Consider the following 23,826-nt stretch of genomic DNA (forward strand, 5'->3'; position numbering starts at 1 on the left):
AAAAATGTATACTCCTGCCCAATTACAAGAAATCATAGAAAACGCGATTCAGAACGTTCCATATCCTTCACATCCTGAGCGGCTTTATCAGCCCATCAGTTATATCATGAGCCTGGGGGGCAAAAGAATAAGACCAGCATTGGTGCTGATGGCTGCTGATTTATTTGGGGCTGACCTTAACAAGGCCATCCCTGCAGCTTTGGCCATAGAAACCTTTCACAATTTCACGTTGATCCATGATGACATTATGGACAATGCCCCTTTGCGCAGGGGAAAACCAAGCGTACATGAAAAGTGGGGAGTAAACAATGCCATTCTGAGCGGTGATGTGATGATGGTAGAGTCCAACAAACACCTTTCGATGCTGGATACGGCTGTCCTGAAAGACGCGCTCAATACCTTTAATGCAACCGCACAAGGCGTATGTGAAGGTCAGCAGCTCGATATGGAGTTTGAAGAACGCGATTTCGTGAGCATTGAGGAATACATCAATATGATCCGTCTGAAAACGGCGGTATTGTTAGGTGGTGCCATGAAATTAGGTGCCCAGGTGGCAGGTGCAACGGCAGAAGAAGCAGAGCAGTTGTATCAGTTTGGAGAAAATATCGGAATTGCCTTCCAGCTTCAGGACGATATTCTGGATGTTTACGGTGATCCGGAAAAATTCGGAAAACAGGTTGGCGGAGACATCATTGCCAATAAAAAGACTTTACTCCTGCTGAAACTAAAAGAACTTGCCGGGGATTCAGACTTACTGGAACTGGAAAGACAAAGTGTGAGTCAGGATTTTGAGGATAAAATCAGCAATACGACCCTATTGTATAACAAATATAACATCAGGGAACTGGCAACCACGGAAATGAAAAATTATTCTGAAAAAGCCTTTAATGCACTGAGCGCTTTAGCGGTCCCTGAAGAACGCAAAAAGGAATTGATACTGCTATCTAATCAATTGATGAATAGAGAGCACTAGTCGCCTTAAAATCAGTTTGAAACAACATTAAGCAGCTATAAGGAGAACCCATTAATCTTCTAATAGCTGCTTTACTTTTTCAGAGGTGAGTGGTTTCACATAAAAGTCTTTTACACACAGGAAAGACTTTGCCCTCAACCGTTCCCTTGGGTCAATCGAAGAGGAAACAATGACCACATCGATAAAGATATTGTGTTCTTCCATCATGTGCAGAAACTTCCAGCCATCAATCTCCGGCATATGAAGGTCCAGAAGGATCAGATCAGGGTTGTGTTCTTTAATGTAGCCCAATGCGATTTCCGGATCATCAAAAAGTGCAATTTTCTTATCGCTATGGTGCTTTTTGATCAACATCTGATGGAGCCTGTTCGTGATGACATCATCATCCACCAGCACAATATGTTTATTTTCCCCTCTGTCATTTAACGCATCAAACAAATCCGTGTTTTCCTGCTGATGCAGCATAGAGTTGAGCATTTTAATGATTTCATCCAGTTTCAATGCCTGCAGGTTGATGTCGCTCAGCAGCTGATTGATCTTCAGGATATCGTAAGATTCCAGCGGATGATAATTGGTGATGGTAGAGAGGCTTAAAATATTGGTGATGGGAGCCCTTAACTCATGTGAGGTGAGGTGTGAATACTCGCTCAGCATTTGCATTGGACCCAGGGTATCTGTATTGTTGATCAGGGTACAAATGACCTGATCTTCCTCCCCTTCTTTTGTTAAAGGGGTGAAAATAATCTGCAGAAAAAGATCCGTTGATTTCTCTATTGCGAAGCGTTGCTCTATGCTGAAACTGTGTCCCAGGAAGCATCTGGCCAACAGGCTTTGAAAATTCTTCCTGTATTTCTGAGCAATCATTTCCACAGCAGAATCCCCAATTGCGGGACTTTTAGTAAGAAAGCCATCAAGATCATGCTGGGACTCTATCTTAAAAAATGCGAGCTTGTAATTTCTATCAATCAGGAAAAACGAACTGTTTGCGCTTTCGCACATCCTTCTAATTGGCATGTTTGACGTCTTTTATGCCATTAAATGAACATAAATCGGCATAAATACAATTTACCTGATATTCATTTCCTAGCTTTAGCATTAACATAATTAAACCTTATTTATTTTAAACTGATACTTTGACGAACTTTATGGAGCTATAATTGCCTTACATTCAAAAGAATTAACGCTCGTACTCATCACAAATCAACGAAATATATATTACTTATGCAAGAAATTCTATCAAAGAAGGATATTGGTGACAGGATAAAGGATTTACGATTAGAAAATGGCCTTTCTCAGTCATTTATAGCAGAAATACTAAATTTATCCCGAAGCAATTACTCCCAAATAGAACTTGGAAATCAATACCCCTCCTTCCATACTTTACATAGCATTGCCAGATATTATAGCAAGAGTTATGAATGGCTTTTACATGGCATTAGCAGAGTGCAAAATGAAGAACCGACCGTGAGGGTCGACCTGCTGATTAAAGACCTGGAAAGCACGTTAAAAAGCTTCACCAGCTCATTGGCAAAACTGGAGCAGGAATTGGTACAAATTAAGAACAAACGAACAGAAGCTACCTCATAACCACAAAAAAAGGCCACAACATCAAGTCGTGGCCTTTTCTATATTTTAATATTTTACTATTCTGCCGGAGCTGCTTCTTCAGTTGCTTCAGATTTAGTTTCTTCAGCTTTAACTGCTTTCTTTGCAGGTGCTTTTTTAGCCGGTGCAGCTTCTTCTGTAGCTGGAGCAGCAGCTTTTGCAGCTTTCGCTACAGGTGCTTTTTTCTCTGCTACTTCTTCAGTAACTACCGGTAAAGGCAAGATAGAAACGTATGATTTGTTATCTTGTTTCTTTTTGAAGATTACGGTACCATCAACCAAAGCGAATAAAGTATGGTCTTTACCAATACCTACTCCTTTATCAGGATGATGTTTAGTACCACGCTGACGTACCAGAATGTTTCCAGCGATAGCTACCTGACCACCAAAAATTTTAATACCTAAGCGTTTACTATGCGATTCACGTCCGTTTCTCGAACTACCGGCTCCTTTTTTGTGTGCCATCTTGTTTTATATTTTACAAATCACCTGATATTCCGGCAATTTTTTTGTTTAACAACTAATTATAAACTGATACCAGAGATCTGGATTTTAGTGAAGTACTGGCGGTGACCATTTTTCTTTTTGTAACCTTTTCTACGTTTCTTTTTGAAAACGATTACTTTATCACCTTTTAAATGAGACACGATCTTAGCTGAAACAGAAGCACCTTTCAAAGTAGGAGCTCCTACTGTGATTTTACCACCATCTTCAACCAACAATACATTGTCAAATTCAATACTAGCGCCTTCATCTCCTTGCAAACGGTGTACAAAAAGGTGCTGGTCTTTTGCAACTTTGAATTGCTGTCCTGCTATATTTACTATTGCGTACATTGTTAAATAATTATTATTTTAAACTGTTTATTTTTTTTATCGAGGTGCAAATATAGAATTAATTATTCTAAATCCATAACAGATTTATTTTTTCTTTCCATACCTTTCTTCTGCGTCATTGATGCTCTGTGACACAAGGGTTTTCATTTGCTCTGCCAGCCCTTTTAATTTCGGGATTTCTACATAATCGGTGAGATAGACCACCTTTTTAGATTTCCGCTTATAATTGAACTGGATTACATAACGCAATACTTTGGAAGAATCCAGGTTCGTTCCCTGATTCGCAATGACCTCCGGAAAATTCCAGAAACCAATTTCCGCCGCTTTGCTGTGTAAGTACAGCATGTCATTCGACCGCAGTTTTACATTTGTTTTGATCACCGAGTCTTTCCCGTCCACATACTGATAATCCCCTGTTTTAGAATTATAAGTGTTCTCCAGATTATTCCCTAAGCCCCATTTGAAATCAATAGATTCGAATTCTGTCGACTTAAACGGTGCATTACGAAACATTGGCGTGTAATAAATGACACAATAGGCCAGGAATGGGACGACAATGGTTAATAATAGGAAGATTTTCTTCGCTTTGCTACTCATGTTATTTTATTGTTGTTAGTATATTATTGTTGTTAAGGCTAATCCAGCGGTTCGGAGAGCTCTCCCTCCCACTTGCTCACTACCGCAGTAGCGATGCTGTTTCCGATCACGTTAGTTGCTGATCTTCCCATATCCAATAAAGGATCGATCCCGATCAATAAGGCCAGACCTGCTTCCGGAATATTGAAAGAAGCGATGGTTCCTGCAATTACCACAAGGGATGCTCTTGGCACACCCGCAATTCCTTTACTCGTTAACATCAGGATCAGCAACATAGATACCTGTTGCTCAAAAGACAAATGAATGCCATAAGACTGTGCTATAAATAAGGAAGCAAATGTCATATATAACATAGAGCCATCCAGGTTAAAAGAATAACCCAGTGGCAATACAAAACTCACAATTTTCTCTTTACAGCCGAAACGTTCCAGCTGAAGCATCGTTTTTGGATAAGCAGCTTCACTGCTCGCCGTACTGAAAGCCACCAATACCGGTTCTTTCATTCTGTTCATCAGGTTAAATACCCTGCTTTTGAGGATGGTAAAACCGATAAAAATCAACAGGATCCAGAGCAATAACATACTCGAATAGAACTCCCCGATAAACAGCGCATAGGTAGACAGGACACTGAGCCCCTGTTTGGCCACAATAGCGGCCATCGCCCCAAACACCGCAAAAGGGGCAAAATTCATCACATATCCCGTTACTTTTAAGATCACATGCGCTACGGCATCAAAGAATTTAATGATCACTTGTCCTTTTTCTCCTATCGCAGCGGTGGCTACCCCAAAGAATAAAGAGAAAACTACGATTTGCAGGATCTCATTGGTGGCCATTGCCTCCGTCATACTCTTAGGAACGATATGAGAAATGAAGTCTTTAAGTGATACTGCTACTTTATGAATCCCGGTATCGGCATTGCTCGGAGGCAAAGGCAGCTGCATCGCTTCACCAGGTTTAAAGATATTCACCATGATCATTCCCAGTACCAATGATAAAAGCGAAGCACTCATGAACCATAACATCGTTTTTCCGCCAATCCTTCCAACGGCTTTGATGTCCCCTACTTTGGCTACTCCGACTACAAGCGTAGAGAAAACCAGAGGTGCAACGATCATTTTAATCAACCGAAGGAAGATGTCACTTAATAAGGTAAGGGGTTCTAATTTTTTCTCTCTGACCTTTTCCGCTTCTACACGGGCCTTCTGGGCAGCGACTTTCTGAACGTTTAATTCTGCATACTGAACAACAGTGGTGTCTTTCAGGTTGTTTAATTTTACCTCTATCCCTTTAATTCTGGCCTCTGCTTTCGTAATGTCTCCATTGTAGTCTTTAAATGAATTTACATTTAAATAATACCCTAGAGCGACCCCTAATATTAAGGCAAGAAAAATAAAAAATGTTAACCTGTTGTTCTTTGACATCTTAAGCTTTTAAAGTAATTGTACAGCCTGTAAAACTACAACAATTAAATTATTCTCTAAATATTATTGATAAAGGAACTAACTTTATACCTTGCATTTTGTAACAAATGGCCCCTGCCTATATCTAAACCAATAATAAAAAGACGCATATTGAAAGAGAAAGACCTGTTATTTAAACAAATCTTTGACACTAACTCCAAGAAAATATTCCACCTATGCTACGGCTACACCGGGGATGAGGATTCGGCCAATGACTTGCTCCAGGAAACCTTTTTAAAGGTTTGGCAAAACCTGGACAAGTTCAGGAATAAGTCGCTGATTTCTACCTGGATTTACCGGATTGCTGTAAATACCTGCCTTACCTATTTAAGATCAGAAAAGCGACAGGCGAAAGATGAATTAACCGACAACATTATAGAAACCAGACCTGAGGAGTTTTCTGAAAAGAATGAACAGGTGGCCTTACTTTATAAGTCGATTTCTCAATTGGAAGAAAATGACCGTTTGATCATTACCATGGTACTGGATGAGCTCCCCTACCATGAGATCGCGGAGATATCAGGGATTAGCGAAGGAAACCTAAGGGTAAAAATCCACCGCATTAAATTAAAACTTACAGAATTATACAATCAGCATGCAAGAATTTGATCATATACAATCGCTTTGGCAATCGCATTCTGTAGAGGTGAAGATCTCTTCAGATGAAATGTTGGCACAGGCAAAAAAGGAAGTAAAGTCCATCAGCAACAGATCGATACTCAACATCGCAGGAATGGTCACCTCCTTTATAGCCGTTGGCAGTCTGTGTCTTTTCATCGACTTTCAGTCCTGGACCACTTACGCCGGAATCCTGATTGTACTGCTGGCCATTGCCGCGCTTACCGTCATTTTAGCTCAGGGACACCGCCTGATCTCCAGGAATGATTTCACGACACATCCCAACGAATTTCTCGTGAGCCTGAAACAATACCAGCTGAGCAGATTTAGCCTTTACAATAAAATGTACTGGATCTATGCTGTTGCCCTGACACTGGGCGTTGGCTTATACCTCATCGAAGTGGTGACTTATATGGAGCTATGGGCACAGATCCTCATCGTCCTCTTCTCGTTTTTATGGATGATCTTCTGCTCCACTTTAGTGCGCAAGGCGGTAATCAAAAAAGACAGGGAAAGAATCGCCCTGCTGATCGAAAAGTTCGAAAGACTTGGAAGTCAATTCAAAACACAATCTTAAATCAGAAAAAACAAGTCATAAAAAAAGTCATCTTCCTAATCGGAGATGACTTTTTACTATTAACTAACCCAAATCTAATTCATCCGAACTTACAAGTGGATCATCCTGCTACAAATATACCCTCAATCATCCCCCTGCGATAGGCGAAAATCACCAATCTAGCGGTTTTCGTTGAATTTATTTACTTGTGTAACTTGCCAAAGTCCTTGCTCATTCTTTTCGATCGTCAGGAAATTACGTTGTAAAAATGTAGGGAATTTAAAATCCACACGTACCATCACCACATTGCCACTGCTCGATAAAACTTCATAATCCGAATCGCAGTTAAGGTCTGTTGGTCCCATTTTTTTATAGAAAGCCAATAATTCAGATTTGCGTTGTTTTTTTGCTGTTCTTCCATTGCAAAAGCTGACGAAGGCATCGTCACTCATCACCTGGTTAAACAGCTTCACATCCGTATGCAGATTTGCATCAATGTAAGCTCCGACTACATCAACCGGTTTACTGTTTATATTCTTCTTTGGGGGGTTTTCTTCAAAAGACTTACCGAAGGCGACAGTGCAGCCAATACACAGTATTGCCATACACATTGTTAGTTTTTTTTCCATGAGATGTTTTTTTTAAGGTGAAGAAGCGATCACAAGCAATTGCGGTTTGTAAGTGGTTTGCTGATGATGGTTTCATGAGGTGTTTTTTTTATTAAAATTCAGTTAAATAACTGAATATCAATATGCTAAAAACACTTTTCCAAAGTAAAAACAGTAATAAAAAGGTTACCTGTACTGCCCCGGGGTTACCTGAAAAGAGTTCCTGAACAAGCGGATAAAAGAGCTTGGGCATTCAAAACCAACAATGTCTACAATTTCATTGATCGGATAGTCCGTATTTCGCAGAAAGTATTTCGCCTGCTGCAACCTGATGCTCGTTAAAAACTGATGCGGTGATTGCTGGTAAGCTTGTTTAAAAGTACGCAGGAAATGATTTACAGACAGGCAGGCAATTCTCGCAATATCTTCCAGACAGATATTTTTATTGTAATTGCTGATGATGTAATCCCTGGCAATGGAGAGTCTTCTTAAGATTTCAGACTTGGTGGTATGACTGAGAAATTTCAGGGAAGCTTCCCTGTTGATCACTTCTGAATGGTAGATTTCATAGTAGTTGATCAGGCAATGTTCCAGATAACTGCTCAGCATCAAAGCATCGGTACTTCCCTCATCGATGTGTTTTTTCAGATGCAGCATGTTAAACTTCATATTGCCCTGTAAAGGATAAATGGCCTCTACAAAAACCGGTGCTTCTTTCCTGTTATTTTCCGGATCATCCAGAAGCATGCTGTCTTTCGCCCTTCTTGAATATTCGAAATCACTTACAAAATCAGGGTCGAATAACACCGACATAGAACAAACTTTCGATGGGGAGTTGATTCTTTTAGTATAAGTTGTTTGCTGGTTAAAAAAGATGAAATTTTCAGAGAAAAGCGTCAGGTCCCGGTTAGAAGCGGTATAATCGGCAGATCCGCTAAAGATCATGTCAATAGCGTACCTGCCGGAAATTTCCGGATGAAAAGAATCATAGGCAGACTCAATTATGACTTCGTTTTTGTTGACCAGTGTTCTCTGATACTTCATGTCTTCGTTAATTAGGCATCGGTATAATCTCGTTCTTCCAATAATACAAACCTGTTGCCGCAGGGATCCGGAAATTCGATGGCTACCCCATCCGCCCTGTAAACAGGCTCCGTTAAACCCTCTACCGCTCCTTCTTTAAGCCGGTAATGGTCCCTCAGACAATCGTCCGTATGCAATACAACCGGTGCAGGTTCCAACTCCTCGTTTTGCAGCAACATTAGAAAATCACCATTGAACATTTTCAATACCGCACAGTCTCTCCCGGGAATGTTCAATTCTTCCTGTTTTTTCAAACCGACCTTGTTCATAAAGAAATCCAGCGAACTTCTGATGTCCGTCACATAGACCACTTTATATTTTTGTTCAAGATCCATAGTATAAAAACCGGCGAAGATGAGTTCTTTTGTAAATTATTTAACAAAATTAACATTGCTTAATCACTGTCTGTTCCCCCCTCAGGGGGTATATTTCATTTTTCACAAAAGATCACCCTTTAAGGGGTATTTTTTAATTGTGAAGGGATAAATATATTTACACTGGTTTAAACCCTGAATTCCCACCGACTTGCATTACAAAAAGATTATTCTCATTGGATTAGGCCTGCTGCTTAACAGTTTATACAGTTTTGCTCAGCGCTATAACTTCCGTCAGTACGACATCGAAGACGGCTTAACGCAATCACAGGTTACGGCCATCACTCAGGACAGCAAACGCAGGTTATGGGTAACTACCCTTGGTGGGGTGAGCTGCTTTAATGGAAAGCAATTTTGTAGCTATACCAAGACGAATGGTCTAAACAACAATTTCACCCTCGCGCTTAGCCTCAATAAAAATGACGAGATATGGGTTGGAACTGCCTGGGGGATATCGAAGTTTAACGGACAGAAATTCAACAACTACAAACAGACCAAAGAATGGGTAGGGAAACTCGTGACCAGTCACGAAGGAGTCATCTATGGGCTGAGCTCGACAAAACTCTTCAAGACCAGCGAAACCGGAACTGAATTCCTGAACATCAGCCGCGAAGGCGATGATCATGTAACCGCACTTAAGGCAGATGACAATGGAAAAGTAGCCGTCGCCGTACTCAGAAAGGGGATCTTCTACCTGGAAAACGAAAAATGGAGGCCGCATCCGCTCAATGATCAGTTAAAAAACCTATACATTACTGATTTTCTCAGCGACAGGTTTCATCGAAACAAATTATGGTTTCTGACCAACGAAGGGCTCTTTGCGGCAGAAAACAGCAAAATATCTCAATACGTTTCGGGAAAATTCAAAGTCATAGAGCAGGATTCGAAAAGCAATATCTGGATAGGTGCTGCAAACGGGGCATATTACCTGACTGATACCACGCTGATTCATTTCGACGGGAAAAATGGGTTTAGCAACAATATGGTGAATGCCATTTTTAAGGATGCGGAGAACAACATCTGGCTGGCCACAGATGGCACCGGATTATTTAAGTTTGTTGACCGCAGCTATGTGATTTTCGACGAGTCTCAGGGGCTGAGGAGTAAGATCGTCATGAGTCTGGCCAAAGGTCCCTCAGCAGAGGAAATATGGATGGGCACTTATGGTGGTCTGTTCCAATATAAAGATGGGAAGATCAAGGAGATCAGCATTCCTTCCGATATGGAGAGCAGCAGGAACATCAACTTTCTGTACAATGACCGGGCGCAAAACATCTGGATAGGAACCGTATATGGTGGCCTCTGGCGGTACAATGGCAAGCGCATGGAACAAATGGTCAAAGATCAGCACGCCATCGCTTATAACACCATTCTGGAGGACAGTCGTGGCCAGATCTGGTTATCGACCAACGCGGGCTGTTTTCTATTGGACCAAAAGCGCAGGCAATTGCAATGGATTGGCAAGCAATTTGGCAGTACGTTGCTGGAAACGTACCTCGGGGAGATTCTGGTCGGCACACAGGACGGCGCTTACCTGATCAATTCCAAACATGAAATCTCCCAGCTTAAACTTCCTCAGCTGGCCGGCTCCAGTATCCTTTGCATGTCTAAAGCGGCAGGCTTCGTTCTTTTCGGCACTTCAGACAATGGCGTGCTGGTCTGGCACCTCAAAACAGGAAAGACCAGGACCATCAGTACCCGTGACGGATTGGCCTCAGATCACATTTACAGCATGCTTGCTGACGACCAGGGCATCATTTGGGTGGGAACAGGGAAAGGCATCAATAAGATCAACACGAGCAATTTCAGTGTCATCAAAAACAACAATGAACAGGCACTCCTGGTAGAATGCAATCAAAATGCCATTCTTCAGGATCAAAACAAGGTTTGGATAGGAACCACCAAGGGGGCCATTGTTTACAACAGTACTTCCTATATTCCAAAATCCGGCAAACCCTATATCTACATTAATTCGGTGACCGCCTTTGCACAAAATAAGGGAAACAAGGGATACCAGCAAAAACAACAAACCACTTTTAAGGCAGAGGACCTGGGCGGGATCATCACACTCCCCTACCAGCAAAACAATATTATCGTCAATTTTACAGGTATTTTCCTGACCAATCCAGAGGGGTTACTCTATCAATACCGCTTAATCGGGCTGGATACCAAGTTCAGCGAGACGATCAGCAATACCTCCATGAATTTCAGTTCTGTTCCTCCGGGCAGATATACCTTTCAGGTAAAGGCCATTACAAAAAGCGGGACTTCTTCCGTCAATGCGGCTTCTTTTACTTTTGAAATTACGCCTCCTTATTATCAGACTGGTATATTCAGATTGTTTATCTTTGTGCTCATTGTCCTGCTCATTCTTTTAGCCGTTTATATCATCATCAACCTGAAAGAACGTAAGCGGAAACTGAGGTTAAAGATCAAGCTGGAAGAGCAGTTTAAGGTGAGAAAACAGACTGCTGAAGATTTTCATGACGATCTTGGTAACAAACTGACCCGTATCTCCGTCTTATCAGAAGTATTGAGCAGTATGATTGATGAGAAAGATACTGAAAAGAGAAATATCATCTTAAAGATCAACGACAATGTGAATGAATTATATAGGGGTACTAAGGATATTTTATGGTCGCTAAATCCTAAAAACGATAAGTTGAGCGAATTGCTGGAGCACATCCGGGAATTCGGGAAGGAGATGTTTAACAGCACTCCGATCCGGTTTGAAGATCGCATTCATTTGAATCATCATGACGGAAAACTATCGTTAGACATGAGCAGGAACCTGCTGATGATCTTTAAGGAAGCGATACACAACGCGCTGAAACATTCCAAAGCAGGAATGGTCATTTTTTCAGCAACAGTGCAGGATGGGGTACTCGAAATCGGGGTTAAAGACGATGGGCAGGGACTTGATGCTGCCGCCTCCATGGATGGGCATGGAATAAACAATATGAACGTGAGAGCACAAAGAATCAACGCAAAACTAAATATCAATTCGGATCAGTCCGGTACAGAGATCATGCTAAGGGTTAATCTTTCCACGCTAATGCGCGCTACAAATGTATAATCAGCCGGAACCAAGAATCGTGATCATTGAGGACGACCAGACCATCCGGGAGGGTTATGCTTATTTAATTAACCATACCTCCCCTTATACGGTGGTGGCGACCTATCCATCTTTTGATTCGGCAAGAAATAAAATTGTCAGGGACAATCCTGATGTCATTATCCTGGATATTCAGCTTCCCGGAACGAATGGCATTGATGCCTTACCCATTCTCAAAAAACTACTGCCGGATGTTTACGTCATCATGCTGACCGTTTATGAAACAGAAAAGACCATTCTTGATGCCCTGGCCAATGGTGCTTCCGGTTATTTTACAAAGAACACCCCTACAGCAAAATTGATTGAAGCCATCAGAGATGTGGTTCAGGGTGGTGGCCCGATGAGTCCTGATGTGGCCAAGACCGTGATTCTTTCTTTACAAAGAAATCCGGATTCTCCGCTTACCAGAAGAGAGACCCAGATCCTGGAACTGATGACCACGGGTAAAGACCGCGGACAAATTGCGAAAGAGCTGTTTATCGAAGTAGAAACCGTAAGAACGCATACCAAAAATATTTACAGCAAGCTCAATGTGAATTCAAAGGCGGAAGCCATACAGGTTGCAAAAGACAAAAGGCTGGTTTAAAACCAGCCTTTTGTTTGTAATGTTGCCGGAAAACCAGCTTATTCTTTTATTTCATTCGTAGAGAAGCTATTCCCGTTCAGGCGGTATTGCAGCATTTTAATTGCTCCGGCCTTAATGGTTGTATCTTTAGGATTCACCATCGGAAAAGAACGGAACAAATCGCCATTTTTAATGATGAATTTATCTCCGCCCTGATACGCCTTTTTCATGGAACTGCTCAAAGGAGGGAAACTGATCTTTCTGAATTCACCACCGGCATATTCATAAACATTGAGGTCCAGTACATTTTTCTTGCTGAGCAATTCAATATAAAGTTCCGGATTGCCATCATTGTCAAGATCCATATTCCAGGCATCCGTAATGATGCCTTTACGTTCATTCGAAAAGGATTTGTAATTGTTTCTAAGGGTATCTGATAACAAAATCAGGTATCCACCTACACTATCCACTCCCTTACCCCAACTGACTACCTCAAAGTTAATCCCCGGACGGATGGCAATGTCCTTATAGAAAGGAAACTGGCCCGCAGGCTTTTTAACATCAGGTTGAGTGGATTTGTTAGCTGCCATCTTTTCAGAAGCGCTGTCTCCACAGGAAGCCAATAAAAGCAGCCCTGCAAATAGCAAGGGCAGCTTCATGAAATATTTACCTAGGTTCATCTTTTATCTTTTTTTAACGAACAATTATTTAGATTTTACATCCGCAGCACCATTGTTTAAAATGGTCTCTGTTACCACGCTTTGTTTACCTGCAGGTGTGATCACCAGGGTTTTCAAAACGCGTTTTTCTCCTTTAGGAACGATCACTTTCACACCATTAGTATACAAGTTACCATTAACCGAAGGGCGGGTAAGGTCTAACGTATAATAGATTTTCGATCCTTGTACCGGAGCTTTAAGTTCAATATTGAAGTTTTCGCCGTTCATCACCTTCTCATTTAAGCCCAGTGGTGTAGGTACCCAATAATTGGTTTCTGTCTGATCTAATCTTGCCAGATGCAAAGGAAGACGTTCTTCAGAGAAGTTTTTCAGGTCTTTACGCTCAGGCTGGCTCCAGGCAATTTCCGCCAAAGAGAACACCCTTGGAATGATCATATATTCTACTTTTACCGGCGTCTGGATGTATTCTGTCCAAAGGTTTGCCTGAACACCGATCACATATTTCTGCTGATCGGCATTTAGTTCTTTAGGCATTGGATCATACGCATAAGCACTCGTATACGGTGCAAAACCACCAATATTGGTCGGCTCATCCGGAGAATTACTTTGTTTATGGTCAAAATACAAACCACCTGCATTCGGTGTCATGATCACATCATGGCTTTGTTTTGCCGCAGCGATACCACCTTCAGTACCTCTCCATGACATCACCGTAGCATTAGGTGCCAATCCACCCTCCAGAATTTCATCCCATCCGATTACAGAACGACCTCTTTTATTGACGTGTTTTTCAATTCTCTGGATGAAATAGCTCTGTAGTCCGTGCTCATCTTTCAGATTTAACTTTTTAATCAGCTTCTGACAGAATTCACTTTGTTTCCAATATTCTTTAGGGCACTCATCACCACCAATGTGGATGTATTTGGAAGGGAACAATGCGATCACTTCATCCAATACATTTTCAAGGAATTTAAAGGTATTGTCGCTAGGTACGAACACATCATCAAATACGCCAAATTGCTGTTGTACCTGTTTGCCTTTTCTGCTTCCTGACCAAGGTGTTTTTGCATCTACGAAAGTATCTCTTTCCGGAAAGCAGCTCAATTCAGGATAAGCAGCAATTGCAGCTGAAGCATGTCCCGGAAGTTCAATTTCAGGCACCACATTGATAAATCTTGCAGCGGCATAAGCCAGCACCTCTTTTACTTCATTCTGGGTATAAAAACCTTTATATTCTTTATTATCCGTTCCTACGCCTGGGTGATGTCCGATAATCGTTCCGTTTCTGCTGCCCCCTACTGAAGTCAGCTTTGGATATTTCTTAATTTCTATTCTCCATCCCTGATCGTCTGTTAAGTGCCAGTGAAAGTTATTCAGTTTATACTGAGACATCACATCGATGTATTTTTTAACCAAAGAAACCGGGAAGAAATGACGGGATACATCCAGGTGCATTCCTCTGTATTTAAAACGGGGATAGTCGTTGATCTCAGCTGCCTGGATCAAAATCTCGTTATTTTGTTTTTCCGGCATCAGCTGCATCATGGATTGTACCGCATAGAACAATCCTGCTTCCTGACCAATAATTGTAATCTTTTTATCTGTGATGTTGATTTTGTAACCTTCAGCAGGCAACTGACCGGCACCTTCTGAGGTTAGGATGATGGCCTTTTCGTTTGCACTTTCAGATTTCACTTCTCTCAGGGCAAAACCACCTTTTGTAGTGACAAAAGCATTTAGCAAATCTGCCATCCTTGAATTTTTAGGCTCATTGGATATTAAAACGACTGTTTTATCCAGTTTAAAGGTTCCGCTATTCTTCTTAACGGACACTGGCGCAGGAATGATGCCCATGTTCGGGTCTTGCTGTGCTGATGCTTCTACTGCAAGAAATGCCAGCAGAACAATTGTAAATAATTTTTTCATTTGTGTGTTTTGTGTTTAATTCTTTTTTAGGCTCCCCAGAATTTCATCAGCCTGGTGAATAGCTGGTCATTCCGCAGAGGTTTGGTTAAATAAACTGGTTTGAATTAATGCACAAGATAAAAAAAATCCTTCAAAATAAGGGCTTGTTTTGGTGGTATCACAAATTGCGATACCACCCGATGAATGGCTTAACAGGCTGAAATTGAAATTTCAGGGCATAAAAAAACGGGCTCCTTATGGAACCCGTCTCCTGACATCATGATGTCATGGTATCTTGATATCTCTTAAGATAAAGCTTTCACTTCGTGTTCTTTAGCAGCCAGGTAACGTTCTGCATCCAATGCAGCCATACATCCTGATCCTGCAGCGGTTACTGCCTGACGGTAATAATGATCCTGAACATCACCAGCAGCAAAAACGCCCTCTACATTTGTTTTTGTAGAACCCGGAATGGTTTGCAGGTAACCTGTTTCATCCATATCCAACCATCCTTTAAAGATGTCTGTATTTGGCTTATGACCAATGGCAACGAAGAAACCTTCTACAGGAATTTCTGATTCCACACCAGTCTGGTTGTTCAATACTTTCACTGCAGTTACATTTTTACCATTACCAATGATCTCCTGAGTTTCCGTATGGTATACCACCTCAATGTTAGGGGTATTCAACACACGGTGAACCATTGCTTTTGAAGCTCTGAATTCATCTCTTCTTACCAGCATGTATACTTTTTTACAAAGTTTGGCCAGGTAAGTTGCTTCTTCAGCAGCGGTATCACCAGCACCAACAATTGCGACATCCTGTCCTTTAAAGAAGAAGCCATCACATACTGCACATGCAGAAACACCAAAACCATTGTATTTTTGTTCTGAAGGTAAACCCAGCCATTTTGCGGTTGCACCGGTAGAAATGATCACCGTATCTGCAGTAATCGTTTTAATGTCGTCTACCACCACTTTATGCGGCATAGAAGAGAAGTCTACAGCACTCACATAACCAAAGCGGATATCCGTTCCAAAGCGTTCTGCCTGCTTACGGAAGTCTTCCATCATTTCCGGTCCCATAACTCCACCCGGATATCCCGGAAAATTATCAACATCGGTGGTTTGTGTCAATTGTCCACCCGGCTCCATACCGGTGTACATTACTGGTTTCAGGTCTGCGCGGGCCGCATAAATTGCTGCAGTATATCCTGCCGGTCCTGAACCTATAATTAAACATTGAACGTGTTCTATTTCTTCTGACATATTATTTATTCTTTCTATTATTATACAAAATTACACTTTTATCCTGCTTTGAGCAAGAGACAAAATGCAACTAAGCCGCATTATGATTAAGGGATTATAAATCAGTGCTTTTATTCTCTTCCTCAGCAGATCAGGTTTGGATAATCCCTACATTGAAGGCCTTTTTTATCGGCGATTGATTGGCAGCTTCTATGCCCATAGAAATCACTTTCCGCGTTTCTTTAGGATCAATAATGCCATCCACCCATAGCCTTGATGCGGCATAATAAGGAGTGGTCTGACTGTTATAACGGTCTGTAATTTCCTTTAGCAGTTCGGCCTCTTTTTCCGGGGTAATCGTTTCTCCTTTGGATTTTAGCGAAGCTTCCTGAATTTGCAACAGGACTTTTGCGGCCTGAGATCCACCCATTACCGCAATTTTGGCACTTGGCCATGCGTAGATCAATCTTGGGTCATATGCTTTACCGCACATGGCATAGTTCCCTGCACCATAAGAATTCCCCAGAACGATGGTAAATTTAGGCACCACAGAATTGGCCACTGCGTTCACCATTTTCGCCCCATCTTTAATGATTCCGCCCTGCTCAGATCTGCTGCCCACCATAAACCCTGTCACATCCTGTAAGAATACCAAAGGAATTTTCTTTTGGTTACAGTTCATAATGAAACGGGCGGCTTTATCAGCACTATCGGAATAGATGACCCCACCAAATTGCATTTCTCCTTTTTTGGATTTCACGACTTTGCGTTGATTGGCAACGATGCCCACTGCCCAGCCATCTACTCTGCCCAATCCACAGATAATGCTTTGGCCATATAATTCCTTATACTGTTCAAATTCGGAATTGTCTACCAGGCGGTGGATAATGTCCAGCATATCATAAGGTTTCTCTCTGTTTTCGGGTAGGATGCCATAAATCTCTTCCGGATCTAGCTTAGGCATTGCCGGTTTAATCCTGTCAAAGCCTGCAGACTCCGGAGCGCCTAACATGCTCATAATGTTGCGGATGCTGTCCAGACAAGCCTGGTCATTGGGATGTTTATAATCCGTTACGCCCGATATTTCACAATGAGTGGTTGCTCCGCCAAGGGATTCATTGTCGATGTCTTCGCCGATGGCCGATTTCACCAGGTAAGAACCCGCAAGAAATACAGAGCCTGTACCATCTACGATCATGGCTTCATCGCTCATGATCGGAAGATAAGCACCACCAGCAACGCAAGAGCCCATAATCGCAGAAATCTGTACGATTCCATCTGCAGACATGAGTGCATTGTTGCGGAACATTCGTCCAAAGTGTTCTTTGTCCGGAAAGATCTCATCCTGCATCGGCAGGTAAACCCCTGCACTATCCACCAGATAGATCACCGGCAAGCGGTTTTCCATTGCGATTTCCTGCGCCCTAAGGTTCTTTTTTGCCGTCATAGGAAACCATGCTCCGGCTTTCACCGTGGCATCGTTGGCAACGATCATGCACTGCCGGCCGGAAACGTAACCAATTCCACAGACAACGCCTGCAGAAGGGCATCCTCCCTGTTCGGCATACATTCCTTCAGCGGCCAATGCACCGACTTCCAGAAATTCACTTTCCTTGTCAATTAAATAGGCGATACGCTCCCGCGCCAATAACTTTCCTTTTTCCTTTTGCTTTGCAGCACTCTTCTCTCCCCCACCCTGATATATCTTTTTAAGTCTTGTCTTTAATTCGTAAACGGATTGTTTGTTCAAGTCTTCGTTTTTGTTGAACTCTATATTCATTGGGGCAAGTTAAATCTATTTTCCATCGAAACAAAAGTCCGTTTCGGGCTTTGGTACAAAGCTTTCATTTGTTTTGCATTCCGTTATAAATTTGTTGTAAATATTTCTTTTTTTGTCTTATTCCAGCCCCATGCGCAAATAAAAATAGTTAAAACCCGGATTGTGAAGCGTCTTTTTCAATCGGAATTTCAGATTCATACAGCTCCTTGAATTCTTCCAGAAACGCTTTCAAATCATTATAGCCCATGAGCATCCTTAACCTTTCATCCCGGTCCACTTTAATGGAGACCTGCAATGCCCAGCCCCTGTAAAGCACATACAACACTTCCATGAGCTCATCAAATGAATGCTCTTTGAAAAACGAATTGATCAGCAGCCGGAGTCTTTCCTGTTTATGATTTTCCATATACATTTTTATTTCTCCTTTCTTTTTAAGCGCTCAAAACGACATTCTTCTATATTCAATCTCAGGAAGAAGCACTTTCCGTTTCCGCGTATCCATGACATACTTTTGTTCGTCCTGATGAAATGCGGTACCTGTACCGGCCTGTTCCAAATGGAAGTGATATACATCGGCTTCGCGGAAATGTTAAGGCATAATAAAGCCGTACTCAACAACAACAATTTTTTCATATTGAAATTTATTTAAGTTCTGGTAAGCTAAAATTTTAGTATATGAGATGTATCCCCCGATAACCCCCTATACTATCGAATCTATATATTTTAAGACATTGAGTGGTAGGATTTAGTCGATTATTTTAGGACCGATAATTGTCGTCTGATGGAAAAGCCCCAAATGAACGATATTTATACTTCCATAAAAAAATTTATATCCTACCGCTTCAACCTGCAGGAAGACAGTGAGGACCAGGCGGAGACGGTAGAATCCATCAAGAAGAACGTGGAATTCAAAGGTGCAAATTTATGGACTTTGATCTTTGCCATTTTTGTAGCCTGTATAGGATTGAATGTAAATTCTACTGCCGTAATCATAGGGGCGATGCTAATTTCTCCGCTCATGGGACCGATTATGGGGATCGGCCTGGGCATCGGCACCAATGATTTTGAGCTGGTTAAGAAAGGCCTGAGAAATTTAACCATCGCCACCATCATCAGCATCATCGCTTCTTCCTTATATTTTACGTTAACCCCATTGCATGAAGCACAATCCGAGTTACTGGCCAGAACATCACCTTCTTTATGGGATGTTTTTATTGCCGCTTTAGGGGGCCTTGCCGGAATCGTGGCTGCCACAAGAAAAGAAAAAAGCAATGTGATCCCCGGGGTAGCGATTGCAACGGCACTGATGCCCCCATTATGTACTGCCGGCTTTGGTATTGCTACCGGCAACCTTTACTTTTTCCTCGGTGCCATTTACCTTTATTTTATCAATAGTGTTTTCATTTGTGTAGCCACCTTTCTCATCGTTCGTTACCTGAAATTTCATAAGAAAGATTTTGGAGATAAAGCCTATGAAAAGAAAGTGAGCCGTTACATCCTGATGATCGTACTCCTCACCGCAGCACCAAGCGTATACCTGGCTTACCGGATTGTAGACAAAAGTATTTTTGAGAACAATGCCGCCAAGTTCGTGCACCAGGAACTCAATTACAAAGACACACAGGTCATTTCTAAAAGTTTTAAATACAATAGAAAAGGAAGCGAAATTGATTTACTGCTGCTCGGAAACGAGCTGTCTGCAGGACAACTGGATTCTTTAAGCAATAAGCTAAAAGGTTATCAGCTGAAAGGAACCAGGCTCATCATCAGACAAGGGCTGAATGCCAAAAATGAGATCGATCTTTCTCAGATTAAAGCCAGCATTCTGGAAGATGTTTTCAAAAGCAATTCAGCGCAGGTTAAGCCTAATACCGGTTCTGCCGCATTGGATTTGCCCTTGCCCGACCTCAGGTCAGAATTGAAAATACTCTATCCCGATCTGAAAGCGTACAGCATCTCCAATACCATATTTAACAGAACCGATTCCAACCGCGCAGACACCATGACCATGGTTGTTGCTTCGTTTATAAAACCAGTACCCGCTGCCGATCAAAACAAACTCAGGTTATGGTTAAAAAACCGGGTAAAAGCAGATTCATTAAAATTAATTATTCAGTAGGCTTTTGTCCTGAAGGCAACAAATCGATATACCAGTAACCCGCAGGTTTTTCTTCCCTATCTACCGGAGAAGGGAAAGTCTTGTACACCTTTTCGCCCAGGGTAAAATGAACCGGTGATTTAAATATCGGTCCGTCAAACACGAAAGTATGAAACTCGCCATTCTCTCCACAGGGATCAATTCCAGGCGGAAGGTCGTCCATAAATTGTTCATCGATCACCCTTCCGCAAAACGCTTCCAGTCCATCTTTTGCACAGACGATCACCGTTTTATAACCCAGGGCTAAAAACTCCCGGATGATGGCCCTGGTATCCTGTTTCCATAAAGGGAATACTGCTTTTAGTCCGACTTCTTCCAATTTGGTTTCCCGGTATTTCTTTAAGTCTTCCAGAAAGATATCCCCGAAAATAGAATGCGTGATTCCTTCCCCCTGTAAACCTGTTAAATGGCGCTGCATACTTTCCTCATAATCTTCCATTTTTGGAGATTCCGGTAGGCGGATCTGGTACAATGGGATTCCAATATTTGCTGCCTGTGTCTGGAGCAGTTCTTCCCTGACACCATGCATGCTGACCCTATTGAAGGCCTCATTGACGGTGGTTAGCAAATACCTCACTTCAAAGCCATCATCTGCTAAAGTATGGTGCAGGGCGAGGCAACTGTCTTTACCTCCACTCCAGTTGAAAAGGCTGATCTTTTTACTCATCATGATACAATATTACAAGATCTTTTCTGAGTTATTGCAAGATCTTCAGCGTTCCGAACAAGAGGAAACACTATTTCGGCATGATTATCGTTCTTTTATATGTATGAGGATTAAACTGGTCTTATTTTTTTTAGCTTGTCAGACGGCTGTTTACGCGCAAAACTTTAAATACCCTAGCCTTCCGAGTCAGGGGAAATCGTTGTCGGCATTGGTTCCTGCAAACTGGAAAATCCTGGATTCTATCTCCGGCGACCTGAACAAGGACCAACTGAATGACCTGGCTTTTATTATGGAATACCATAAAGAAGTCCGGGAAAGCCGTGCTTATGGAGACAATACTACAGAAATCATTACAGAAATTCAGAAGCCAAGAATTCTGGCTGTTTATTTTAAACGTGCAAACGGAGAAGGGTACCAGATTGGCGTTCAAAACAACAACTTTATTCTCCGTTCCGCTGAGGGCGGCACCATGGGTGATCCCTTGCGTCCCTTAAAAATTGATTCCAACAAACTTGTTTTGTCCTTTGAGGGAGGTGGCGACTGGCGTTGGAAGCTCAACTATACCTTCCGATACCAGGATAAAAACTGGTTTCTGGAAAAAGCAGGCAACGAGTATTACAATGAAAGCTCCGGAGAGATGACCCATAAAAAATATGATTTCATTCTTAGAAAGCGTCTCGTGACAACAGGAAAGACCCACAACAGAGATGCAGCGAATGAAACCATTTCAGAAGATTTTCCCTTTAAAACCTTACGCACTTTTCAAAGCTTTAAGAAGCCCTGGACCTGGGAAATAGGTCCGGACGAATTCTTATAAACTAACTTAGGTTTCGGTCTTTGAACCATTTATCGTCCGGAAGGACATCAAATGTCATCATTTTACTTACCAGGGTCTTTGAATCAGCTTCGTTGAATACCAGATCTCTGTTGCTTTGTTTTAGAAACTGATGTTGTACCATTACGTCCATCTGAGCAAAAAGATGGTCATAGAAACCGCTTACATTCAAGACACCGATTGGTTTGGTATGGAGGCCTAGCTGTAACCAGGTCAGCACTTCAAAGAACTCTTCCAATGTTCCAAAACCTCCGGGCAGGATGATAAAACCATCAGACAGGTCTGCCATCTTTTGCTTGCGCTGGTGCATATTTTCCGTGATGATCATTTCTGTAAGTCCGGTATGGCCTACTTCTTTGTCCATCAGGAACTGAGGAATCACGCCCGTTACCAGTCCCTTACGTTTTAACATTTCATCGGCAATGATGCCCATTACCCCCACACTTCCACCACCATAAACCAGTCGGATCTGATGATCTGTAAAAGTCTGGGCAAGATTTTCAATCGCTGCCAATAAAACCGGATCGCCATTAAAATTGGCACCGCAATAAACACCTATAGATTTCATAAATACTCAAAATAAGAAGAGGCTGCATCATCTTTTCAAAACTGATACAGCCTCTCCGGCAATAAATTATCTGACAATTGAATTATCTCGTACTCGAATAGTTTGGTGCTTCTTTGGTAATAGAGATATCATGTGGATGACTTTCTCTCATACCCGCAGCAGTGATGCGCACAAACTTTGCTTTTTGTAAATCTTCGATCGTTGCTGCTCCGCAATAGTGCATTCCTGCTCTTAATCCACCTACATACTGGTAGATCACTTCTGCTAAAGTTCCTTTGTAAGGAACACGGCCTACAATTCCTTCCGGAACCAATTTCGTTACGACATCTTCTTCATCCTGGAAATAACGGTCTTTAGATCCCTGTTGCATGGCTTCTACAGAACCCATACCACGGTAAGATTTAAATTTACGTCCTTCATAGATGATGGTTTCACCTGGTGATTCTTCTACTCCTGCGAACAATGAACCTGCCATAATACAGCTTGCTCCTGCAGCGATCGCTTTAACGATATCACCTGTTTGTTTGATTCCGCCATCGGCGATCACAGGAATGCCTGTACCGATCAATGCCTGAGCACATTCGAAAACCGCATATAACTGAGGTACACCTACCCCTGCGATGATCCTTGTGGTACAGATGGAACCTGGTCCGATCCCTACTTTAACCGCATCAGCACCAGCTTCAGCCAATGCTCTTGCTGCGTCTGCAGTAGCGATATTTCCGGCAATCACCTGTAAGTCCGGGAATCTTGCTTTGATGGCTTTCACCATATCAATCACTCCTTTGGAATGACCATGTGCAGTATCTACAGTAACCACATCTACTCCTGCTGCAACTAATGCTGCGACACGGTCAATGTTGTCTGCTGCTACACCTACCGCAGCACCTACGCGTAATCTTCCACGCTCATCTTTACAGGCTTTAGGGTAGTTTTTATATTTCTGGATGTCCTTGAAAGTGATTAAACCGGCAAGGTGTCCTTCTGCATTAATTACAGGAAGTTTTTCAATTTTATAATCTTGTAAGATCTCTTCTGCCTGTAAAAGGGTGGTACCTTCAGGAGCAGTGATCAGATTTTCTCTGGTCATCACTTCTGAAACTTTACGTTGCATGTCTTTTTGGAAACGAAGATCTCTGTTGGTGATGATACCTACCAGTTTATTGTCGGCATCAATTACAGGAATTCCACCTATTTTAAAGTCCTTCATGATCTGGAATGCGTCTGCCACTTTAGCATCAGCATTTAAAGTAACCGGATCCTGGATCATTCCACTTTCTGAACGTTTTACTTTTCTGACTTCTTCCGCCTGACGCTCGATGCTCATGTTCTTATGAAGCATTCCGATACCACCTGCCTGGGCGATGGCAATTGCCAGACCAGCTTCAGTTACGGTATCCATGGCTGCAGAAACTACAGGGACATTTAAGCGTATTTTTTTGGTAAGAAAACTTCCGGTATCCACGTCACGTGGCAGAACTTCAGAATAAGCAGGGACTAATAATACGTCGTCGTATGTTAAGCCTTCAGAGATAAATTTATTAGGATCGAGTTGCATAGCAAATAATTTAAGGAGTTACTATTTGCCGGGCAA

The 23,826-nt window shown here is 42.1% G+C and carries 25 protein-coding genes; 8 read left to right on the top strand and 17 right to left on the bottom strand.

The annotated features are described in order from the left end of the window. Nucleotides 1–4: 4 nt before the first annotated feature. On the top strand, nucleotides 5–973 hold the full coding sequence (locus AAFF35_RS20265) for a polyprenyl synthetase family protein (protein ID WP_342328357.1): 969 nt from the start codon (nucleotides 5–7) through the stop codon (nucleotides 971–973). A gap of 51 nt (nucleotides 974–1,024) precedes the next feature. Here the strand turns inward: AAFF35_RS20265 and AAFF35_RS20270 are convergent, their stop codons facing one another. Beyond that, entirely contained in the window at nucleotides 1,025–1,987 is a 963-nt protein-coding gene (locus AAFF35_RS20270; protein WP_342328359.1) for a response regulator, read from the bottom strand. Between the two features lie 207 nt (nucleotides 1,988–2,194). On the opposite strand from AAFF35_RS20270, the gene AAFF35_RS20275 reads away from it, so the two are divergent. After that, entirely contained in the window at nucleotides 2,195–2,560 is a 366-nt protein-coding gene (locus AAFF35_RS20275) for a helix-turn-helix transcriptional regulator (protein ID WP_342328360.1), read from the top strand. A 56-nt stretch (nucleotides 2,561–2,616) separates the two neighbouring features. Here the strand turns inward: AAFF35_RS20275 and rpmA are convergent, their stop codons facing one another. The 4 genes from rpmA to AAFF35_RS20295 form a co-directional block, all read right to left on the bottom strand. Continuing rightward, nucleotides 2,617–3,042 (bottom strand): 50S ribosomal protein L27, encoded by a 426-nt coding sequence (rpmA, locus tag AAFF35_RS20280; protein ID WP_342328361.1) that lies wholly within the window; start codon nucleotides 3,040–3,042, stop codon nucleotides 2,617–2,619. Between the two features lie 59 nt (nucleotides 3,043–3,101). Beyond that, a complete protein-coding gene (rplU, locus tag AAFF35_RS20285) occupies nucleotides 3,102–3,413 on the bottom strand; it encodes a 50S ribosomal protein L21 (protein ID WP_069377509.1) in 312 nt (103 codons plus the stop codon). Between the two features lie 84 nt (nucleotides 3,414–3,497). Continuing rightward, nucleotides 3,498–4,010, bottom strand: coding sequence for a hypothetical protein (locus tag AAFF35_RS20290; RefSeq protein ID WP_342328362.1), 513 nt, complete (start codon nucleotides 4,008–4,010; stop codon nucleotides 3,498–3,500). 38 nt (nucleotides 4,011–4,048) lie between these two features. Beyond that, nucleotides 4,049–5,434 carry a dicarboxylate/amino acid:cation symporter gene (locus AAFF35_RS20295; RefSeq protein ID WP_342328363.1) on the bottom strand — a complete coding sequence of 462 codons (1,386 nt, stop codon included), beginning with the start codon at nucleotides 5,432–5,434 and terminating at the stop codon, nucleotides 4,049–4,051. 150 nt (nucleotides 5,435–5,584) lie between these two features. Between AAFF35_RS20295 and AAFF35_RS20300 the strand changes: the two genes are divergently transcribed. Then, nucleotides 5,585–6,082, top strand: coding sequence for an RNA polymerase sigma factor (locus AAFF35_RS20300; protein WP_074605733.1), 498 nt, complete (start codon nucleotides 5,585–5,587; stop codon nucleotides 6,080–6,082). Next, nucleotides 6,069–6,668: a hypothetical protein gene (locus tag AAFF35_RS20305; protein WP_342328364.1), complete on the top strand. Its 600-nt coding sequence runs from the start codon at nucleotides 6,069–6,071 to the stop codon at nucleotides 6,666–6,668. The genes AAFF35_RS20300 and AAFF35_RS20305 overlap by 14 nt, the downstream gene beginning before the upstream one ends. A gap of 158 nt (nucleotides 6,669–6,826) precedes the next feature. On the opposite strand, the gene AAFF35_RS20310 is transcribed toward AAFF35_RS20305, so the two are convergent. The 3 genes from AAFF35_RS20310 to AAFF35_RS20320 all read right to left on the bottom strand — a co-directional run bounded on the left by AAFF35_RS20310 (nucleotide 6,827) and on the right by AAFF35_RS20320 (nucleotide 8,673). Then, entirely contained in the window at nucleotides 6,827–7,276 is a 450-nt protein-coding gene (locus AAFF35_RS20310) for a nuclear transport factor 2 family protein (RefSeq protein ID WP_342328366.1), read from the bottom strand. A 165-nt stretch (nucleotides 7,277–7,441) separates the two neighbouring features. Then, a complete protein-coding gene (locus AAFF35_RS20315; RefSeq protein ID WP_342328367.1) occupies nucleotides 7,442–8,299 on the bottom strand; it encodes an AraC family transcriptional regulator in 858 nt (285 codons plus the stop codon). An 11-nt stretch (nucleotides 8,300–8,310) separates the two neighbouring features. Then, nucleotides 8,311–8,673 (bottom strand): hypothetical protein, encoded by a 363-nt coding sequence (locus tag AAFF35_RS20320; protein ID WP_342328368.1) that lies wholly within the window; start codon nucleotides 8,671–8,673, stop codon nucleotides 8,311–8,313. Nucleotides 8,674–8,863: 190 nt separating this feature from the next. Here AAFF35_RS20320 and AAFF35_RS20325 point away from each other — a divergent pair, with 190 nt between their 5' ends. After that, complete coding sequence (locus tag AAFF35_RS20325) at nucleotides 8,864–11,788, top strand: two-component regulator propeller domain-containing protein (RefSeq protein ID WP_342328369.1); 2,925 nt, start codon at nucleotides 8,864–8,866, stop codon at nucleotides 11,786–11,788. Next, nucleotides 11,781–12,413 (top strand): response regulator transcription factor, encoded by a 633-nt coding sequence (locus AAFF35_RS20330; protein ID WP_342328370.1) that lies wholly within the window; start codon nucleotides 11,781–11,783, stop codon nucleotides 12,411–12,413. Before AAFF35_RS20325 ends, AAFF35_RS20330 begins: the two co-directional genes overlap by 8 nt. A gap of 38 nt (nucleotides 12,414–12,451) precedes the next feature. Here AAFF35_RS20330 and AAFF35_RS20335 read toward each other — a convergent pair whose 3' ends face one another. The 6 genes from AAFF35_RS20335 to AAFF35_RS20360 all read right to left on the bottom strand — a co-directional run bounded on the left by AAFF35_RS20335 (nucleotide 12,452) and on the right by AAFF35_RS20360 (nucleotide 18,637). Next, complete coding sequence (locus AAFF35_RS20335) at nucleotides 12,452–13,072, bottom strand: hypothetical protein (protein WP_342328371.1); 621 nt, start codon at nucleotides 13,070–13,072, stop codon at nucleotides 12,452–12,454. Nucleotides 13,073–13,096: 24 nt separating this feature from the next. Continuing rightward, complete coding sequence (locus AAFF35_RS20340; protein WP_342328372.1) at nucleotides 13,097–14,998, bottom strand: family 20 glycosylhydrolase; 1,902 nt, start codon at nucleotides 14,996–14,998, stop codon at nucleotides 13,097–13,099. Nucleotides 14,999–15,282: 284 nt separating this feature from the next. Next, nucleotides 15,283–16,245: a thioredoxin-disulfide reductase gene (gene trxB / locus AAFF35_RS20345; RefSeq protein WP_342328373.1), complete on the bottom strand. Its 963-nt coding sequence runs from the start codon at nucleotides 16,243–16,245 to the stop codon at nucleotides 15,283–15,285. Nucleotides 16,246–16,375: 130 nt separating this feature from the next. Continuing rightward, entirely contained in the window at nucleotides 16,376–18,004 is a 1,629-nt protein-coding gene (locus AAFF35_RS20350; protein WP_342328374.1) for an acyl-CoA carboxylase subunit beta, read from the bottom strand. A gap of 148 nt (nucleotides 18,005–18,152) precedes the next feature. Continuing rightward, nucleotides 18,153–18,410, bottom strand: a complete 258-nt coding sequence (locus AAFF35_RS20355; protein WP_342328375.1) for a hypothetical protein — start codon at nucleotides 18,408–18,410, stop codon at nucleotides 18,153–18,155. Between the two features lie 8 nt (nucleotides 18,411–18,418). After that, nucleotides 18,419–18,637 (bottom strand): hypothetical protein, encoded by a 219-nt coding sequence (locus tag AAFF35_RS20360; RefSeq protein ID WP_342328376.1) that lies wholly within the window; start codon nucleotides 18,635–18,637, stop codon nucleotides 18,419–18,421. A 148-nt stretch (nucleotides 18,638–18,785) separates the two neighbouring features. Here AAFF35_RS20360 and AAFF35_RS20365 point away from each other — a divergent pair, with 148 nt between their 5' ends. Continuing rightward, on the top strand, nucleotides 18,786–20,123 hold the full coding sequence (locus AAFF35_RS20365) for a TIGR00341 family protein (protein WP_342328377.1): 1,338 nt from the start codon (nucleotides 18,786–18,788) through the stop codon (nucleotides 20,121–20,123). Here AAFF35_RS20365 and AAFF35_RS20370 read toward each other — a convergent pair. Next, nucleotides 20,113–20,832: a diphthine--ammonia ligase gene (locus AAFF35_RS20370; protein ID WP_342328378.1), complete on the bottom strand. Its 720-nt coding sequence runs from the start codon at nucleotides 20,830–20,832 to the stop codon at nucleotides 20,113–20,115. The genes AAFF35_RS20365 and AAFF35_RS20370 overlap by 11 nt on opposite strands. A 100-nt stretch (nucleotides 20,833–20,932) precedes the next feature. On the opposite strand from AAFF35_RS20370, the gene AAFF35_RS20375 reads away from it, so the two are divergent. Then, nucleotides 20,933–21,646, top strand: a complete 714-nt coding sequence (locus AAFF35_RS20375; RefSeq protein WP_342328379.1) for a hypothetical protein — start codon at nucleotides 20,933–20,935, stop codon at nucleotides 21,644–21,646. A 1-nt stretch (nucleotide 21,647) separates the two neighbouring features. On the opposite strand, the gene AAFF35_RS20380 is transcribed toward AAFF35_RS20375, so the two are convergent. Both AAFF35_RS20380 and guaB read right to left on the bottom strand, forming a co-directional pair. Continuing rightward, nucleotides 21,648–22,232 carry a TIGR00730 family Rossman fold protein gene (locus AAFF35_RS20380; RefSeq protein ID WP_342328380.1) on the bottom strand — a complete coding sequence of 195 codons (585 nt, stop codon included), beginning with the start codon at nucleotides 22,230–22,232 and terminating at the stop codon, nucleotides 21,648–21,650. Between the two features lie 82 nt (nucleotides 22,233–22,314). Continuing rightward, the gene (guaB, locus tag AAFF35_RS20385) at nucleotides 22,315–23,790 is read right to left on the bottom strand and encodes an IMP dehydrogenase (RefSeq protein WP_074605749.1); all 1,476 of its coding nucleotides are present in this window, start codon (nucleotides 23,788–23,790) and stop codon (nucleotides 22,315–22,317) included. Between the last annotated feature and the right edge of the window lie 36 nt (nucleotides 23,791–23,826).

This window comes from Pedobacter sp. FW305-3-2-15-E-R2A2 (genome assembly GCF_038446955.1).
Lineage (GTDB): Bacteria > Bacteroidota > Bacteroidia > Sphingobacteriales > Sphingobacteriaceae > Pedobacter.